Source organism: Bacillus sp. AFS041924 (genome assembly GCF_002577195.1).
Classification (GTDB): domain Bacteria; phylum Bacillota; class Bacilli; order Bacillales; family Bacillaceae_G; genus Gottfriedia.
This window is the reverse complement of the sequence record NZ_NULG01000020.1, coordinates 98,353-116,584: the sequence shown is the minus strand read 5'-3', so window position 1 is coordinate 116,584 and position 18,232 is coordinate 98,353. Positions and strand designations below refer to the sequence as shown.

The following is an 18,232-nucleotide window of genomic DNA, read 5'->3' as shown; positions in this document are numbered from 1 at the left end:
CAATGGCTTCTTTTTTAGTTAAATTAAGATGTGAAGCAATTTTTTAGATTAATCTATAATTAATGGTAAAATAGTAGGGAAGTTTTATTTAGGAAGGAGCAGTTAGTTGGATATAAAATTAAATCATAAAATCATAAAAGAACGCTGCGGTACAGTCTCCTTCAAAAGGGGAGACTCTTTTTATCGCGCAAATAAAGTAATTTTCCAAAAGAATAATGAAAATGCTTGTACAGCAACAGTTATTGGAAGTGAAGATTTTACTGTTCATATCATTAAAGAAGAAAATGGTGAATTTTATTCCAATTGCACTTGTCCCAAACTAGCCTCTATTAAAACAGAATGTCAGCATATAGCAGCTGTTTTAATTTCAATTTATGAGCGTCAGAAAAAAGATGAATTTACGTCGGATCTAGCTGTTTTTAGAAAAAATTCTAAACCGAATACATCAAATGGAATATTAGAGCTATTTCATGAAAAAACAACATTCCGTAAAAGTGCTCAAATAAGGCATTTTGACAATCGCCAATTAATTGATTTCGAGTTTATTTGCGAAGTAGTTGAATTGAATGATGAATATAAAATGCTTGGAATCGGAATGAATTTTGGCAGGAATAAAGTTGAGAATTTACGTAAGTTTTTAATGGACGTAAAAGAAGGAAAACCGAGTAAAATAGCAGCAGAATTTATTTTTGACCCTAACATACATTGCGTCCAAAATGAAATTAATCGTATTTGGGAACTTTTAATAAAGTTACTAGATGATGAAAAAATGTATAGCGTTACTTCAAACGTGAAAAATGAATATTTATTCATTTCACCATCCATTTGGAGTCAATTGATTAATTTACTAACTGTTACTGAAAACGTCAAAATAATTGAAAATGGTATTACATTTAATGGAATTTCATTTACCGAAGAACAATTACCATTGGAATTTGAAATAGAGTATTTAAAAGAACAGTACTTATTAACTGCAAAGGGACTCGACCGATTAACGATATTTGAAGCCTATTCTTCTGTTTTATATCGTGGGAAACTATTCAAATTAGAAATAGAGGATTTTAATCGTCTTATTGAATTAAAGTATATTTATCATCATTCAGACTCTGAAAAAATAAGTATTTCAACAGATCAAATCCATCTTTACGTTGAAAATGTAATTCCAGGACTAAAAAGACTTGGTAAAGTACAAATACCTAAAATATTATCAGTACAATATTCAAATACTCCTCTAACCGCAAAGCTATATTTAGATCGAATAAAAAATAAATTACTTGCAGGACTTGAATTTCATTATAATCGCATCATGATTAATCCACTAGATAAAAGAGAACTCCAACTTAGTAAAACATTAATTAGAGATGAAGAAAAAGAATTGGAAATTTTACAATTAATGGAGGATAGTTCTTTTTCAAAAACAGAAGGTGGTTATTTCTTACAAAATGAAGAGCTCGAATACGAGTTTTTAAGAAATATAGTTCCGAAACTTGAAAAACTAACTAAAATTTATGCAACGACTGCAGTTAGAAATAGAATTTTTAAAGAAAGTAAGAAACCTCAAATACGTGTTAATTTAAAAAGAGAACGAAACAATTGGTTGGAATTTAAATTTGAATTAGATATTCCTGAGAAACAAATTAAAGAGGTTTTATTAGCTTTAAAAGAAAAACGGAAATTTTATCGATTAAATGATGGCACCTTGTTTTCACTTGAAACGAGAGAGTTACAAGAAATAAAGCGATTTTTAAATGCAGTTCCTACACAGGAATTTGATTATGAAAGTGTATTAAATTTACCGATAAAAAATGGACTATATTTATTAGATTCTATTGAAGAAACTAGTTTATTTAAAATTGAAGATCGATTGAATCATTTTTATAAAAGTTTAATAAATCCAAATGAAGCTGAAGTTGAAGTACCTAAAGCATTGAAAAATATGTTAAGAGACTACCAAATATTTGGGTATAAATGGATGAAGAATTTAGCGAAATTCGGATTCGGTGGAATTTTAGCGGATGATATGGGGCTAGGGAAAACAATCCAAAGCCTTACTTATATCCAATCAGTTTTAAATGAAATCCGTTCATCTAATGAACCAATTCTGATTGTATGTCCAACTGCACTAACATATAACTGGTTAAGTGAAGTATTTAAATTTACACCAGATATTCAGGCGATTGTCATTGATGGTAATAAAAATGAGAGACTGAAAATACAGAAAGAAATAGAAAGTATTGATGTACTGATTACATCCTATTCATTATTAAGAAATGATATTAAGTGGTACGAAAAGCAAAAGTTTCACACAGTCTTTTTTGATGAGGCACAGAATTTTAAAAATCCTTTTACTCAAACGGCTAGGGTTGTAAAAAGGATAAACGCTGATCAGCGGTTCGCATTAACAGGAACTCCAATTGAAAATTCACTAGAGGAACTTTGGGCAATTTATCATGTGGTTTTTCCAGAGTTATTTGGAGGGTTAAAGGAATATAGTAATTTGACAAGAAAAACGATTGCTAAAAGAGTCCGACCTTTCTTGTTAAGGAGATTAAAAGAAGATGTTCTTAAAGAACTTCCAGAAAAAATCGAATCGAAGGAATCCGTCGATCTTCTTCCGGAACAAAAGAAATTATATGCTGCCTATTTAGCAAAATTACGTCATGATACATTAAAGCATTTGGCGGTAGATAAGTTTACATTGGGAAAAAATCATATTAAAATTTTAGCCGGATTAACACGTTTAAGACAAATTTGTTGCCATCCTGCATTGTTTATAGATGGATACAAAGGTAGTTCTGCAAAGTTTGAACAACTACTTCAGTTAATCGAATCTTCAAAATTAGCTGGTAGAAGGGTATTGATTTTCTCTCAATTTACTAAAATGCTTGACTTAATTGGTAGAGAGTTAGCAAAAATGGGAGAGGAATTTTTCTATTTAGATGGTCAAACTCCTTCGAGCGAACGATTAACGATTTGCAACAGATTTAATTCTGGTGAACATGACTTCTTCTTAATTTCATTAAAGGCTGGAGGAGTTGGACTCAACTTAACGGGGGCAGATACTGTCATTCTTTATGACAATTGGTGGAATCCTGCAGTTGAAAACCAGGCTACAGATCGAGCATACCGGTTTGGACAAATGAATGATGTTCAAGTAATCAAACTGATTGCTAAAGGAACGATTGAAGATAAGATGATTGAACTTCAAGAGAAGAAAAAACAGTTAATAGAAGAAATCGTTGAAACGAATGAAAATAAATCATTTAATTTAACCGAAGAGGACTTACGTGAGTTATTAATGTTTTAAGCAGTAATTGCCGCTCTCCCTGAGTGGCTTTTTCCCTTGGAAAAAGAACAGTTTGTTGCAAAGTTTTATTTCATTCTTAAATAGATAAAAGCGAGTATATTAGTAATGAAGCTAATAATTTTAGTAAATTAATAGACCGTAAATGAAATAAACTTTTTGAAAGGGAGAGCTTAACATGAGCAATAATCGAAAGTTTGTTAATGTCTCAGCTGGAGTTCCAGGACCTAAAGGGAAAGAATTAATTGAATTACGTAGTCAATTTGTCCCGAATGGAGTTGGAAATAATACACCTGTTTTTGTAGAAAAGGCGAACGGCTCAATCGTGGAGGATGTAGATGGAAATAAATTTTTAGATTTTGCTGGAGCGATTGGCACCTTAAACGTAGGTCATACTCCTAGTAATGTTGTACAAGCGATTAAAAATCAATCAGAACGTTTAATCCACTCCTGCTTTCATGTAGGAATGTATAAACCTTATATTGACTTAGCTAAAAAATTAACTGAAATTACACCTGGGGATTTTCCTAAAAAAACTATTCTATTAAATAGCGGTGCTGAAGCAGTTGAAAATGCTGTTAAAATTGCTAGAAAGTACACAGGGCGTTCTGGAATAATTTCATTTACGCGAGGCTTCCATGGAAGAACTTTATTAGGTATGTCGTTAACAAGTAAAGTAAAACCATATAAATATAAAATGGGACCATTTGCCCCTGCTACGTATAAAGCTAAATTCCCTTATTTATCAAATCGACCAATCGAGTTATCTGAAGATGAGTATATTAATTTTTGTATTTCTCAATTCAAGGATTTTCTATTAACAGATGTTTCACCAGAGGAAGTGGCTGCCGTTATTATGGAGCCTGTGCAAGGTGAAGGTGGGTTTATTGTTCCGCCAAAGAAATTTGTCAAAGAAATATATACAATATGTAAGTCACATGGAATTTTGTTTATAGCTGATGAAATACAAACAGGTTTTGGTCGAACGGGTGAATTATTTGCTTCGACATATTTTGAAATTGAACCAGATTTAATCACAATGTCAAAGTCAATTGCAGCGGGGGTACCAATTAGTGCTGTGACAGGTCGATCTGAGATAATGGATGCTGCATCACCTGGTGAACTAGGTGGAACATATGGTGGAAGTCCATTAGGATGTGTAGCAGCGCTTGAAGTGATTGAAAAAATTCAAAATGAAAAACTTTGGATTCGAGCAAGAACAATCGGAGAAAAAATTAAATCATTTTTTAATGAACTGAAAAATGATATCTCGGTTATTACTGATATTAGAGGACTTGGAGCTATGGTAGGCGTAGAATTTACGAATCCTTCTTCTGGTCAGCCAGCAAAAGAATTTGTTGCTGCTTTAACAAAGAAATGCTGTGAAAATGGAGTAATTGTTCTAAGTGCAGGTGTTCATAGTAATGTGCTCCGGTTCTTGACTCCTTTAGTTATTACTGATGAAGAATTAAATGAGGGCCTAGATATTATAAAACAATCTATAAGCCAAGTTGCTAGTCAGCTTGTAACTGAGGTGAAATAGAATGAAAAAACAATTTTATATAAATGGAAGATGGGTTGAAGGTGAAAAACATGAAAACCTGGTTGCCCCGCATTCTGATGAAATTTTAGCCGAAATACCGATGGCTACGAAAGATGATTTAGAAGAAGCGATTGTAGCTGCTAATAACGCAAAAAATAAAATGGAAAAACTTAGTTCATATGAAAGAAGTGTTATTTTAGAGCAATTAGTTGAACAATTTAAAGAAAATCGTTCACAGCTTGCTGGGATTTTAGCATTAGAAGCTTCTAAGCCATTAAAAGCCGCTTTAGGTGAAATAGATCGAACAATTGCGACTTATAAAATTGCCGCTGAAGAAGCGAAAAGAATGTATGGTGAGACACTACCTCTTGATGCAGTTCCTGGTGGAGAAGGTAGAGTTACGTACACTGTTCGAGAGCCAGTTGGTGTAGTCGGTGCAATTACTCCATTTAATTTCCCGTTTAATTTAGTTGCACATAAAGTTGGCCCAGCAATTGCTGCAGGAAACACAATCGTTTTAAAACCTGCTAGCCAAACGCCACTTTCGGCGATTGCTTTAGCTGAAATGATTGATAAAACCGATTTACCTAAAGGTGCTTTTAATTTAATTACTGGAAAGGGCTCTCAAATTGGAGATGCTTTAGTAAAACATCCAAATGTAAACGCAATAACGTTTACCGGTAGCCCTGAAGTAGGAATCTCATTAAAAAACAAAGCAGGATTAAAAAAAGTAACATTGGAACTAGGATCAAACTCAGCATTGATCATCGATGAAGGGGTTAAACTAACTGATGAATTAATCAATCGTTGTGTATGGGGGGCCTTTATATATAACGGCCAAGTGTGTATATCTCTACAACGAATTTTTGTTCATAATACTTTTTACAATGAATTCGTACAGAAGATGAAACATGCTACCGAATTATTAAAAATCGGGTCGCCATTAGACCTTCAAACTGATATTAGTGCACTGATTTCTAAAAAAGATGTTACAAGAATAGATGAATGGGTTAATCATGCAATGAAAGATGAAGCAGTGCTTGTAACTGGAGGGGAAATAATAGATGAACGCCTCTATAAACCTACTATATTAACAAACGTAAAGAATAGTAGTGAAGTTTCATGTAAGGAAATATTTGGTCCGGTTGTCGTTATTAATTCATATGAAAATCTAGATGATGCAATAAATGAAGTAAATAATAGTCGTTATGGATTACAAGCAGGTATTTATACTGACAACCTACAAAAAGCATTATATGCTACTAAAAAATTACATGTTGGTGGCGTCCTAGTAAATGATGTCCCTACATTCAGAGTCGATTTAATGCCATATGGTGGAGTAAAAGAAAGCGGTTATGGAAGAGAAGGCATAAAATATGCAATTCAAGAGATGACGGAAATGAAACTAATCTCTATTAAACTTTAATGTAATTTCAAGGACTCATCATGATTAATAATGATAAGTCTTTTTTTACGGATTTGAAAAATTTTCAGAAAGTGTATCTTGTTCAATTCGATGGCAGGTTAAGGTAAAATAAATGAATTTATTATTTTGTGTAATTTGAAATAATCAGTATTCGTTATCAAGAAAATTTGGAAAAACGAACATTCAGTTGTTTTCTTAAGTATTTTAAGATTAATATAAGGACACTTTGCAAAATTGCATATATAATTAGATAGGCTTTGACAAAAGTCACAACAGACAATATGAAAATTAATAACTATGTGGTTCAGTTGGAAAGTGAGAAAAATAATTATGAAATATGATTTAATTTTTGATTTAGACGATACATTAATCCAAACCCAAGCAGCATTTCGTCATAATACAGACTTATGTGCGAATCTAGTATATCAAGCGTTAGATGAAAATGTAGTTATTAACGACATTAAAGAAGTTTTTAATAAAATCGATCTAGAACTAATAAAGGAAATGGGGTTCAGTAAAAAGCGATATCCTTATGCATGGGAATCAACCTTAGAATTTTTTGCAACACGACATAATATAGAGATATCAAGTATTGTGAATGAACAATTACAATCATTAGCAAAAATGATATTTAAAGTTGATGTTCCACTGCAAAGAGACACATTTATTATAGAAGAATTGTCAAATCACAAAGATGTAGCAAGTATGACAATATTGACTTTAGGTGAAAAAGACGTACAATCAAAGCGAGTGATGGATACTGGCTTAGTACATTATTTTGATAACGTATTAATTACGAATAAAAAAGATATAAATACTTATCTTGAGGTAAAAGAAAAATTAAGTAATCCGGTTATGATTGGGAACTCACTTAGAAGTGATATTATTCCTGCATTAGATGCAGGGATGAAAGCAATTCATATTATTAGAGATTCATGGTCTTATGACGAAATTGAGCATAATCATAAAATAGAGAGTATTCAGTCTTTAGTCGAAATAAAATTACTTTTATTTGGAAATTTGGTAAACATATAAGGGCTTTTTAAGTCCATTTTTATTTATCAATAACTTATAAATTTGTAGTACAAAAATAGGATAGAAAAGCAGAACTCATTTCTGCCTTTCTATCCTTAATTTTTATGTGTGACACATTAGGTTTACTGACGTGATTTTTCAAACTGGTTCTTGATACTCTGAGTTAATAGGAATTCGGTGTTCTGCCAGTCCGGATACAGTTGCATCATTTTCTGTTTTGCCTCTTCTTCCGTCTCAGATATTTCAACGGCGTTCAATAAATCATCCATATACGTTTTATCAATTTCAAAAATTGATACATCCGTCGGTTCACCATGTCCAGGATAGATTGTCGGTTCGAGTGGTCCGTATTTCTTCTTGAGTAGCACCAATTGTTCCTGCCAGTTCTTGATATGCTCTCGCTCAACTCCAACACCTAGCCAGATGTGAACTTTATTATAAGTAAGATCCGAGGTGATGAGTGCATTCAGGTCGGGAGAGAAAATAGTGGTCACATGAGCACTCTCTGTTGGTGGATAATCTACATTAACTTCAAGCACGCTTCCTCCTGGAAGGATGATTTCGTTTGTTTCTAATACTTCTAATCGCATATAATAATCAAATCCATCTGGGTATTGTTCGGATTTTGGTTTCATATTCGGTTCACCTTCAAGCCAATCCACAGAATCCATCCATGCTGTAAAGTTAATGATATCGTCTTTTACCTCCTTTGAAGCAACGATAATTTTAAGATCGGGAAATTCTTGCAACATAGCCCCCATACCGAGATAATGATCCGGATGTCCGTGTGTAATTAGCATTTTCGTAGGTATAGTGCCCTTTGACAGTGCAAGAGCCGCAACTTTTCGTGCTTCCTCGCTGTTTCGTGTGCAGTCTACAATAATGGTTCCTTTCTTATCTGAAATAATATAAGCATTTACATTAGCTTCTTCAGCATGGTATACGTCAATCGTAAGTTGTTGTTCTTTCACTTGATCAATTCCTCTCTTTTAACAATAATAGTTGTGATGGATTTCATTATCCGAATGGTAAATTTCCTCACGTATTTTTACCTCTTGTTAATTGGCTCTTCGTAAAACAGAACATAAAAATTCAATCATTCAGGATACTTCTTTATAAAAAACTAAGACTAAATAAGCAAATATAGAAAAGATAGATCTATTATACCTTTACCAAATCTATGGGGATATAAGGTACTTTTTTGTGACTATGTAACTTCAAAGTACGTATTATTTTTATTTACTGAGCAGAAATAGTAACTTCTGGTGACATTAAGTATGTTACGCAAATCATTATTTTTTTTAAAAATGATTGCTTTATTTTGGGAAATAGGAAATAGTACTGGTGTTTATAGAGGGTGTTGCTATTATGAACAGTAATGATTAGTGGGACTTCTAAATGTATAGAGAGAAGGATGGACACATAACTTTTCGTTTTACATCAATTCTCAACTTTACAAAATAAACGTAAATATCCATTTACACATAAATCAATTCATCTAAAACATGAAACGTGAGGGGGCTACATGCAACTGAATTTAAAAGGTAAAACAGCACTGGTTACTGGGGCTACTGCAGGAATAGGGAAAGCCATCGCCACTTCATTAGTAGTGGAAGGTGCAACTCTCCTTATTAATGGACGTAGTGAAGACAATGTTAGTGAAACAATAAATGATATTCGTGTACAGTAGTATCCCGATGCGATCCTTCAATCTGCAGTATTTGATCTAGGAACAGAACAAGGGTGCCAAAAGATTATTGAGCAGTACCCTGAAGTAGACATTCTAATTAACAACTTAGGGATTTTTGAACCTGTAGAATATTTTGATATCCCTGATGAGGATTGGTACAAATTATTTGAAGTAAACATCATGAGTGGTGTTCGACTTACTCGCCGGTATCTAAAAAAAATGATTCAAAGAAATGAAGGCAGAGTCATCTTTATTGCAAGTGAAGCAGCCATTATGCCATCGCAGGAAATGCCTCATTATAGTGCCACTAAGACTATGCAACTCTCACTTTCTCGCAGTTTAGCGGAGTTGACGAAAGGAACAAATGTGACTGTCAATACGATTATGCCCGGTTCTACTTTGACTGCAGGCGTGAAGACGATGTTAACTAGTCTTTATCCTAATGAGAAATTGACAATTGAAGAGGCTGAAAAACGATTTATGAAAGAGAACCGTCCAACTCCATCATTCAAAGACTTATTCGCCCGGAAGAAATAGCCAATCTCGTCACATTCATAAGTAGTCCTCTTTCCTCAGCCATTAATGGATACGCATTGCGAATAGATGGGGGCTTAGTACGTAGTGTATTTTAATAAATAAACAAAAGAAACAATAATAATAGACTCAGTCCATTATTATTGTTTCTTTCAATCGTATTCTAATTTGGATTGCTAATGTAATATACAATTAATCTAATGACTTTACAAGTTCACTACTCAGTGTTACAATATACAGGTACTAAGTAATACTGAATATTAGTAACACTAAATACCTAAAAATGTGTTTGAATTTTTTTATAAAAAGGTTCACATTTTCTCTACTCTGTAATACAATATACTATTACTAAGTAACACAGAATACCATTCGTACTAAATAGTTGGAAATGTCTATAAAATTTTTTAATAAAAATGGTTCACATTTCAACTACTGAGTAATACTATATACTAATACTAAGTTATACAGAATACCACTCGTTCTAACTAGCTGAAATTGCTCATATAAAAATTAACATATGAAATCATTGCACTATAGGCTATTTAGATTTTTTATTAAGCGCTACTAAGTGATACTGAATATCTGTAATACTAATTAGCTAAATAGGTGGTTCTCTCTATACAAAAAATAAAGGAGGTGACTGCTATGGAAAATTTAACAGAAATGCTCAAAGGTTCGTTAGAAGGTTGTGTACTTGAAATCATCAGTCGAGGTGATACTTACGGCTATGAGATTACCCGTCTCCTTAATGACTTAGGATTTACAGAGGTTGTCGAAGGTACAGTTTATACCATTTTGATACGCTTAGAAAAGAAACAGTTAGTAAATATCGAGAAAAAACGATCAGAAATGGGTCCGCCTCGTAAGTTTTATTCATTAAACGAATCAGGGCGTGAGGAGTTACAACAATTCTGGAAAAAATGGAATTTTGTTGCATCAAAAATTAATATCCTAAAGGGGGAGAAATAGTATGAAGAAATTTATAGAGCTAATCATTGGTGATTTAGAAAGCAAGAAGGAATACAAGGCATTTATGAAAAAAGTAAATGCCCTACCGAAAGATTACGCTTTTGTGTTTAAAAAGATTCAAAAGTATATGTGGAATTTTGGATATGGATTTGGTGAAGAAATCATTAATTTGTATGAACTATTTGAAGCTAGTTCAGCAGAAGGTAAGCATGTGCTAGATGTTACCGGTGAGGACGTTGCGGCATTTGCCGACGAATTGATGGCTCTCTCAAGACTAGATGGAGAATCGACGAGTATATTAGGAGGGCAAGTTGAACTGGGAAAAGATATTGAGAATAGAGTTAAACAACAAGTAAAAATATGGACGAATAAAAAATAAAGTAGGGGGCTAAATACAATGGTAAATTTCTTCAAAAAGATACTTGACGACAAAAAAGAATACAAAGAAATGATGGCGCGTGTCGAAGCATTGCCAGGCGACTACTCAGAAGCCTATAAAAAAATCTGCAAATATATGTGGACTTTCGCGTCTGGAAGCGGCATGGATATGTTGAGAATCCAGTACGATCTTATTGATTTATTTGAAGAAGGTGCACAAAAGGGCAAAGACGTATTAGAAGTGACTGGTGATGACTTGACAGCATTCGCCAATGGACTTACTGACCAAGCAAAAAGATGGGATGATAAGTTACGCGATAATTTGAACAAAAGCATATTAAATCGTGTGGGTAAGAAAAAATAACGGAATAGTTTTTTTGAAAAAAGCTAGTTGTAGGCGCAACGAGAAAGCTTCTTCAGCTTTATATATGGGAGGGAAACAAATGAATAATACAGCAATTTCAGTGAAAGGGCTGAAAAAATCCTTCAAAGATAACGAGGTTCTAAAAGGAGTAGATTTTGAAGTGCAAAAAGGCAGTGTATTTGCTCTTCTAGGGTCAAACGGTGCCGGTAAAACGACAATCATAAAAATTTTAACTACTTTACTAAAAACAAACGATGGAGAGATTGAAGTTTGCGGTACCAATCTTCGTACAAAACCTGAGCAAGTACGTGAGAAAATCAGTTTAACAGGTCAAAATGTGGCAGTAGATGATATTTTGACAGGGCGGGAAAATCTTGACTTAGTAGCAAAACTACGCCACTTACCTGATCGAAAAAAAGTAGTAGAGGAAAGTCTACGCCGATTTGATTTAGTAGAAGCTGGTGATCGAGCTCTTGCTACTTATTCAGGTGGAATGAAACGCCGCTTAGATTTAGCTATGACAGTACTTGGGTCACCGGAACTTATTTTTCTTGATGAGCCTTCTGTTGGGCTTGACCCAGAAGCACGTTTAGCATTGTGGGAAGTGATTCGTGATATGGTGAAAGCTGGTATAACAGTTTTTCTTACAACGCAATATTTAGAAGAGGCTGAACAACTAGCTGACCGCATTGCAATTTTACACGAAGGAAAAATTCTTGTTGAAGGAACAATGGATGAATTAAAAGCCATTCTTCCACCTAAAAAGGTGGAATACGTAGAAAAACAGCCGACACTTGAGGAAATATTCCTCACAGTTACTGGAAAGAAAGGGGAATTATAATGAGTGGAAACCATTTTTTCAGTGATACTTTTACAATGAGCAGTCGAGTGATGAAGCATTCACTTCGAAGTATTGACACAATTATTACAACGATTCTCATGCCCATTATGCTTATGCTTGCTTTCGTCTATATTTTTGGTAGTGCCATGACATTAGATAAAGTAGATTATGTGAATTTTATCGTTCCAGGTGTGTTGCTTATGTGTATTGGAATGGGGATTTCCTATACAGCAGTTCGAGTGAATACAGACATGACAAGAGGGATATTTGATCGATTCCATTCCATGCCAATTGCCAAATCATCGATCCTTGGAGGGCATGTCATCTCTACATTACTATTAAACTTATTATCTGTTATTTCTGTGATGCTCATTTCTTTCCTAATGGGATTTCGCCCTCACGCTGATTTTGTAGAATGGCTACTAGCAATTGGTATGATCTTGCTTACCATTTTTTCTTTCACTTGGATTGCAGTAGCATGCGGGCTTATGTCAAAATCATATGAAGGTGCGAGCATATTCTCTTATATTCTTATGGGCTTAATGTTTGTAAGTTCGGCCTTTGTTCCAACAAATAATATGGGTAGCAAGCTTCGAGCATTTGCTGAAAATCAGCCTATGACACCAATCGCAGAAAGTGTACGTTCACTATTAGCTGGGCAGCCGAATGATGGTGCGATTGTAACAGCATTATTTTGGTTAGTTGGAATTGGGATTTTGTTTTATGTGATTTCGATGAAGGTATATAAAAAACGAATGAAATAGTTGATAAAGTACACGCTGGAGAATTCTTTCGGTTTGTACTTTTTTTTGATAGGGAGAATGAAAATTTTCAAGTCCTAGATTCTAGTAAAGCATGTGTTAGTTCAATCAAAAGCGCAGAATGACGATTTTTTTATTCAAAAACTTCAGAATTGTATGTTATATTTGAGTGAGAACAATTCTATCGTAAATGAAGGATGTTATGCTGATTTCCGCTAGATTTGAGGCTCATTGTTGTTTTGACCAGTATAGGAGCTCTCAGACTTCATTTTCAATATACTCTTAAGTTAGTATCTAATAATTGAAATCAATATTAACCATTACATATAAAATTTTCTATTAAAAGTCAAAATAATGATATTTCATAAATTCGAAGGGAGATTTATTATGGAAATTCGAAAGTTAACGATTGAAGATTTACCTGAATTTATTCGTTTAAGAAGTGAAGGGTTAAAATTATCACCAGAAGCATTCGGTGAAAGTTTATTAGAATATGAGAAAAAATCAATGGAACAGCATTCTATTAATTTCCCTAAAACTTACGATAATTTTATTATGGGTGCGTTCGATAAAGAGGAACTTGTGGGAGTGGCAGGCTTCTACCAAAAAAGATCTGAAAAAATGAAACACAAAGGAACAATTTGGGGAATGTATGTAACGCCAACCTACCGTGGTAAAGGGGTAGGGAAAAAAGTTTTAAGTCATGCGATACAAGATGCAATTAAAATCGAAGAGATTTTACAAATTGAGTTAGCAGTCATTTCATCGAATCAGTCGGCAAAAAGACTTTATGAATCTGTAGGGTTTGAAAGCTTTGGAACAGAAAAAAGAGCTTTATTTGTAAATAATCAATTTTACGATGAGGATCATATGGTTAAGGTAATTAAATAAGAAGAAAAAGATGATCAATTGAATGATTTGGTCATTTCAGACTACCCGCCAAACGCTCGCTTTCTTCNNGACAAGCGCTTGCAATCAGTTTGAAAATCAAATTTTTGGTACTTTGTCACACACTGAGATGATCAAATGAATGATTTGGTCATCTTTTTTTATTATAGATAAATAGATAGTTAATGTGGAATTCGATTATTTTATTATTCAAATGTTGGATTTTTGTTCACATTTTTATACATAATAACTGTGTTATGATTGTGATAAGTTATCTTTTAGTAATAGTAGCAGGAGAAAACTAGATTGAAATCTACACAAAAAATAATTCCATCATTATCATCAAATTCAGTATACCTTGGATTATTATTAGCATTAGTAGGTGGGTTTTTAGATGCGTATACATTTATTAGCAGAGACGGCGTGTTTGCCAATGCCCAAACAGGGAATCTTGTTCTACTAGCAATCAATCTATCTTATGGAAATTGGAAAAACGCTATCGATTATATTCTACCGATCATTGCCTTTATTCTAGGAGTACTGGTAGCTGAAACTGTTAAACGTCCACGTTTAAGAGAATTTTTATATAGCTATAGACGCTCAATTCTTCTATTAGAATGTGCCGTATTAATTCTAGTGGGGTTATTACCTAGTAGTGTTCCTAATTTAGTTATAACAGTTTGCATTTCATTTGTATCTTCCTTGCAAATTTCAACATTCACCCATTTAGATAAGTGGGCATATAATTCAACTATGACAACTGGGAATATTAGAATCGCTTCACAAGCGGCATATACGGCATTTATAAATCATGACAAAGAAGCCAAAACAAAATTTAAGGAGTTTTTAGTCATTATTCTATCCTTTTCCTTTGGAGCGTTGTTTGGGAGTTTTGCTACAAGGTATATTGGGAACCAGTCTGTTTGGATTGCAGCGGGAGTGTTATTGATCGCTATAATTTTATATCATAAAGACAAAGGCTATTTTAGAAAAAACTACGTAAAATGGTATAAAAAACGAGCCTAATTTTTTGGCTCGTTTGTGTTTGTAGAAATAGTTTCAACTATTTATCTTTACTTAAAAAATTGAATCAAACAAACAAATATCAGAGCAAATAAAATGGAAGGTAACATATTTCCAATTTTCATTTTTACTAAACCTAATGTATTCAATCCAAGCGCTATTAATAAAATTCCACCAGTACCTGAGATTTCTGCGATGATTGAATCTAATAAATGTTGAGTAACTAGATTTGGTACAAATGATGCAAAAATAGCAATGAAACCTTGGTAGATTAAGACTGGCACTGCAGAGAGTAATACGCCAATTCCAAGAGTCGATGTTAAAATGATGGATAGAAAACCGTCCATCATCGATTTAGTAAATAAAATTTCATGATTATGACGAAGACCGCTATCTAGGGCTCCAAGTATCGCCATCGCACCAACACAGAATAATAAAGTTGAAGTAACAAATCCTTTCGAAATTGAGCCTTCATTTTTTGATTTAAATTTACTTTCTATAAATTGACCTAATTTATCTAATTTACTTTCAATATCTAACCATTCACCCACAACTGCACCTAATGCTAAGCTGAAAACAACGATTAGAACCTGATTAGTTTTCATAGCTAAAGTAAATCCAATGACTATGATTACGAGAGAAATTGACTGAGTTACTAAGTTTTTCATGCGATCTGGAATTCTTTTAATAAATAAACCTAGTAATGAGCCTAAAATAATAGCTACTGCATTAACGACTGAACCGAGTAATACCATGATAATCCCCTTTAGCTTGCATTTAATTTAATCTATGTTTATAACTATTTTTCCGATATTTAAATTGTTCTCCATTCGAGTATGTGCTTCATTAACTTCATGCCAGCTATACACAGAATCGATAACAGGTTTTATTTTCTTATCAGAAAAAAGCGGTAAAGCATATTTTTTAAATTGATTTGTTAAATGGATCTTTTGATTAAGTGTTTGCGAACGCAAAGTACTTCCGATTACGGATATCCTTTTTGTTAAAAGTGGTAATAAGTTTACGTCGCTCACTTTAACTCCACCCATAGTACCGATCAAAATGAGTCTACCGTTAGTATTTAAAGATTGAAGGTTTTGATGGAAATAGGATGCACCAATAAAATCTAAAATGACATCTGTTCCTATATTTTCTGTAATTTTTGCAACTTCCGTTTTAAAATCTTGAGTTTTGTAATTTACAACATGATTTGCTCCTAGTTCAGTACAAGCTATGAGTTTCATTTCATTCCCCGCGGTCACGATTGATTTTGCGCCAAACTCTCTAGCAAGTTGAATCGCAGCAGTTCCGACTCCGCTAGCACCTGCATGAATTAAAACAGTTTCATTTTCTTTTAATTTACCTAGCTCAAATAAATTTAAGTAAGCCGTTAAAAAAACTTCTGGTATAGCAGCGGCCTCTTCAAACGATAAATGATCGGGTATAGAAATAGCTAAATCTGAGGGGATAGTAACATATTGAGCATAGCCTCCACCTGGCAACAAGCCACAAACACGATCGCCAATCCTCCAATTCGTTACGTTTGCCCCAACTTCTTCAACCGTACCAGACATCTCTAAACCTAAAATTGGAGATGCGCCTTCAGGTATAGGATATTTACCATGTTTTTGAAGTAAGTCAGCTCGATTAATAGCCGTAGCATGAACTTTAACAAGAAGTTCATTTTCACCTAAAACAGGCATTTGATAATCATCAATAAATAAATGCTTTGATTCATCAATTTGAACTGCTTTCATTCTCAAAACCTACCTTTAATTTAGATAATCCTTATCATACTATATAACTAATCGAAAGAATATTTTAAAAACTTGGATTGATGAAAAAAGTGTAAGTGATTGCAGTATCTTCATTGACCTGTCATATTTTAATAGTGAGATTGAATTTCTTGTTTTACTAAATAGTAATTGTATATTTTCTTGTTCGGTGGAATGAGGAATTAATTAGTAATTAATTCCTCATTTTTAAGAGTTTGCTATTTAGAGGAAAGGAATAAAGTTCTTGTAGAAAATGATTGTTAGTCGAAGTTGATCCAGTTAAAACAACTATTCGAGTTCGAAATGGAAATCAAGATTTCGATTTTTCAAAGCTTTTAACTTCGAAAATGCAAAAAATGTTATTGTACAATCAATATTTAGATAGTTTTTTAGAAGGATATGGAACCTTTAATTCAACTAGTATAAGAGTCACGCGTGTGGCTTTTTTTATTTATCAATATTTCTTATGTGTAATACACGTAAACAACTTTCTAAATCATACTTTTTTTAAAAAAGAAAAAAATACATAAAAAATACCGAACGATTACTTGCTTTGAAGTGTATATAGAGTAAGAACTGAAAGGAGGAGTACTTGTGCCTGAAAGTATTGACAAAGATCGTTTAGAAGTCTTGTTTAATAAACACTCGTCATTGGTGTATCGAACTGCTTACTTTTTAACCAAATCAAGTGCTATGGCAGATGATATCACACAAGAGACTTTCATTCGCATCATTAAAAAAATCCATTTATATGATTCAACAAAACAAATTGAACCTTGGATTTATCGAATCACAGTAAATATCACTCGCAACATGATTCGTAAACAAAAAATAAAGAAGCTTTTTGGCATGAATCCTATTGCTCCATTAGAAAATAGTGTTGAACAATCGATATTACAAACCGAAATGGAGGATCAACTTTGGAAAGAGATAAACTTGCTACCTCAGAAAAGTAAGGAAGTGATCATTCTACATTATTATTTAGAATTAAAATTGGATGAAGTTTCGGATTCTTTAAATATTCCGATCGGTACATGTAAATCTAGACTAAATTACGCGCTGACGAAATTAAGAAGTCGTTTATCGAAAAATGAACTGTTTAAGGTAGAAGAAAAACTTAAAGGGAGGGAGCTAAATGAAGGGAAACAATCCTATTTCTGAAATTAAACATATTTGTCAAAAGAATTTAGATGAGCAGAATCCTTCTGTCACATTTCACCAAGTATGGAGTAAAGCTAATTCCAATCAGGGAAACAAGCGATTTCAAAAACCATTCGTTTCTGTTGTAATTGTTTTATTTCTAGCATTTTCAATTTTTAATATTTTTCCTATAAAAAATGAATTAATGGAAGCAGTAGGTGATACAAAGGTAAATGAAAGCACTTCTGCGGATGACTCTATTGGACTATTAATTGTTAACGGAATTGAATATCGGTTTGATGGGGTTATTAAAAATAAGGAATATACATTTAATAACCAAATTGGAATCGTTCATGAAGTTGTCAAAGATCGTACGATTCTAAAGGACAATTTCTCCTCTAATATGTTAAGTGTAGGCGATAAAATCTATACTACAAACGAGGACACAAAAGTCATTATTGTAGAACAGGAGAACGGGACAATCTTTAAATTTTCAAAAACTGACTAATGAATGTTAAAGATAACTTATAGTAAGAATCATATCGTTATAGTCTTCAAATG

The 18,232-nt window shown here is 33.2% G+C and carries 16 protein-coding genes and 1 pseudogene; 14 read left to right on the top strand and 3 right to left on the bottom strand.

Annotated features, from left to right (window positions below; genetic code table 11):
- The first annotated feature begins 106 nt into the window (after nt 1-106).
- From COC46_RS07525 to COC46_RS07510, 4 genes are all read left to right on the top strand, one after another.
- The gene (locus COC46_RS07525; protein WP_098809125.1) at nt 107-3,307 is read left to right on the top strand and encodes a DEAD/DEAH box helicase; all 3,201 of its coding nucleotides are present in this window, start codon (nt 107-109) and stop codon (nt 3,305-3,307) included.
- A 175-nt stretch (nt 3,308-3,482) separates the two neighbouring features.
- Nucleotides 3,483-4,847, top strand: coding sequence for a 4-aminobutyrate--2-oxoglutarate transaminase (gene gabT, locus COC46_RS07520; RefSeq protein ID WP_098809124.1), 1,365 nt, complete (start codon nt 3,483-3,485; stop codon nt 4,845-4,847).
- A 1-nt stretch (nt 4,848) separates the two neighbouring features.
- Complete coding sequence (locus tag COC46_RS07515; RefSeq protein ID WP_098809123.1) at nt 4,849-6,273, top strand: aldehyde dehydrogenase family protein; 1,425 nt, start codon at nt 4,849-4,851, stop codon at nt 6,271-6,273.
- A 330-nt stretch (nt 6,274-6,603) separates the two neighbouring features.
- On the top strand, nt 6,604-7,308 hold the full coding sequence (locus COC46_RS07510; RefSeq protein WP_098809122.1) for an HAD family hydrolase: 705 nt from the start codon (nt 6,604-6,606) through the stop codon (nt 7,306-7,308).
- Between the two features lie 122 nt (nt 7,309-7,430).
- On the opposite strand, the gene COC46_RS07505 is transcribed toward COC46_RS07510, so the two are convergent.
- Entirely contained in the window at nt 7,431-8,279 is an 849-nt protein-coding gene (locus tag COC46_RS07505) for an MBL fold metallo-hydrolase (RefSeq protein ID WP_176545090.1), read from the bottom strand.
- 554 nt (nt 8,280-8,833) lie between these two features.
- Here COC46_RS07505 and COC46_RS07500 point away from each other — a divergent pair.
- The 8 genes and pseudogenes from COC46_RS07500 to COC46_RS07465 all read left to right on the top strand — a co-directional run bounded on the left by COC46_RS07500 (nt 8,834) and on the right by COC46_RS07465 (nt 14,759).
- A pseudogene (locus tag COC46_RS07500) lies at nt 8,834-9,630 on the top strand (SDR family NAD(P)-dependent oxidoreductase).
- A 547-nt stretch (nt 9,631-10,177) separates the two neighbouring features.
- Entirely contained in the window at nt 10,178-10,501 is a 324-nt protein-coding gene (locus tag COC46_RS07495) for a PadR family transcriptional regulator (protein ID WP_098809120.1), read from the top strand.
- A gap of 1 nt (nt 10,502) precedes the next feature.
- Nucleotides 10,503-10,880 (top strand): DUF1048 domain-containing protein, encoded by a 378-nt coding sequence (locus COC46_RS07490; RefSeq protein ID WP_098809119.1) that lies wholly within the window; start codon nt 10,503-10,505, stop codon nt 10,878-10,880.
- Nucleotides 10,881-10,898: 18 nt separating this feature from the next.
- Complete coding sequence (locus COC46_RS07485; RefSeq protein WP_098809118.1) at nt 10,899-11,243, top strand: DUF1048 domain-containing protein; 345 nt, start codon at nt 10,899-10,901, stop codon at nt 11,241-11,243.
- Nucleotides 11,244-11,322: 79 nt separating this feature from the next.
- A complete protein-coding gene (locus COC46_RS07480) occupies nt 11,323-12,084 on the top strand; it encodes an ABC transporter ATP-binding protein (RefSeq protein ID WP_098809117.1) in 762 nt (253 codons plus the stop codon).
- A complete protein-coding gene (locus COC46_RS07475) occupies nt 12,084-12,848 on the top strand; it encodes an ABC transporter permease (RefSeq protein WP_098809116.1) in 765 nt (254 codons plus the stop codon). Before COC46_RS07480 ends, COC46_RS07475 begins: the two co-directional genes overlap by 1 nt.
- Before the next feature lie 384 nt (nt 12,849-13,232).
- Nucleotides 13,233-13,736, top strand: a complete 504-nt coding sequence (locus COC46_RS07470) for a GNAT family N-acetyltransferase (RefSeq protein WP_176545089.1) — start codon at nt 13,233-13,235, stop codon at nt 13,734-13,736.
- Between the two features lie 303 nt (nt 13,737-14,039).
- Nucleotides 14,040-14,759: a YoaK family protein gene (locus tag COC46_RS07465; RefSeq protein ID WP_098809114.1), complete on the top strand. Its 720-nt coding sequence runs from the start codon at nt 14,040-14,042 to the stop codon at nt 14,757-14,759.
- 47 nt (nt 14,760-14,806) lie between these two features.
- Here COC46_RS07465 and COC46_RS07460 read toward each other — a convergent pair whose 3' ends face one another.
- Both COC46_RS07460 and COC46_RS07455 read right to left on the bottom strand, forming a co-directional pair.
- Entirely contained in the window at nt 14,807-15,511 is a 705-nt protein-coding gene (locus COC46_RS07460; RefSeq protein ID WP_098809113.1) for a DUF554 domain-containing protein, read from the bottom strand.
- Nucleotides 15,512-15,538: 27 nt separating this feature from the next.
- Nucleotides 15,539-16,513 carry an NAD(P)H-quinone oxidoreductase gene (locus tag COC46_RS07455; protein ID WP_098809112.1) on the bottom strand — a complete coding sequence of 325 codons (975 nt, stop codon included), beginning with the start codon at nt 16,511-16,513 and terminating at the stop codon, nt 15,539-15,541.
- Nucleotides 16,514-17,125: 612 nt separating this feature from the next.
- On the opposite strand from COC46_RS07455, the gene COC46_RS07445 reads away from it, so the two are divergent.
- On the top strand, nt 17,126-17,692 hold the full coding sequence (locus COC46_RS07445) for an RNA polymerase sigma factor (protein ID WP_098809110.1): 567 nt from the start codon (nt 17,126-17,128) through the stop codon (nt 17,690-17,692).
- Nucleotides 17,667-18,179 carry a hypothetical protein gene (locus COC46_RS07440; RefSeq protein WP_098809109.1) on the top strand — a complete coding sequence of 171 codons (513 nt, stop codon included), beginning with the start codon at nt 17,667-17,669 and terminating at the stop codon, nt 18,177-18,179. Before COC46_RS07445 ends, COC46_RS07440 begins: the two co-directional genes overlap by 26 nt.
- The last annotated feature ends 53 nt before the right edge of the window (nt 18,180-18,232 follow it).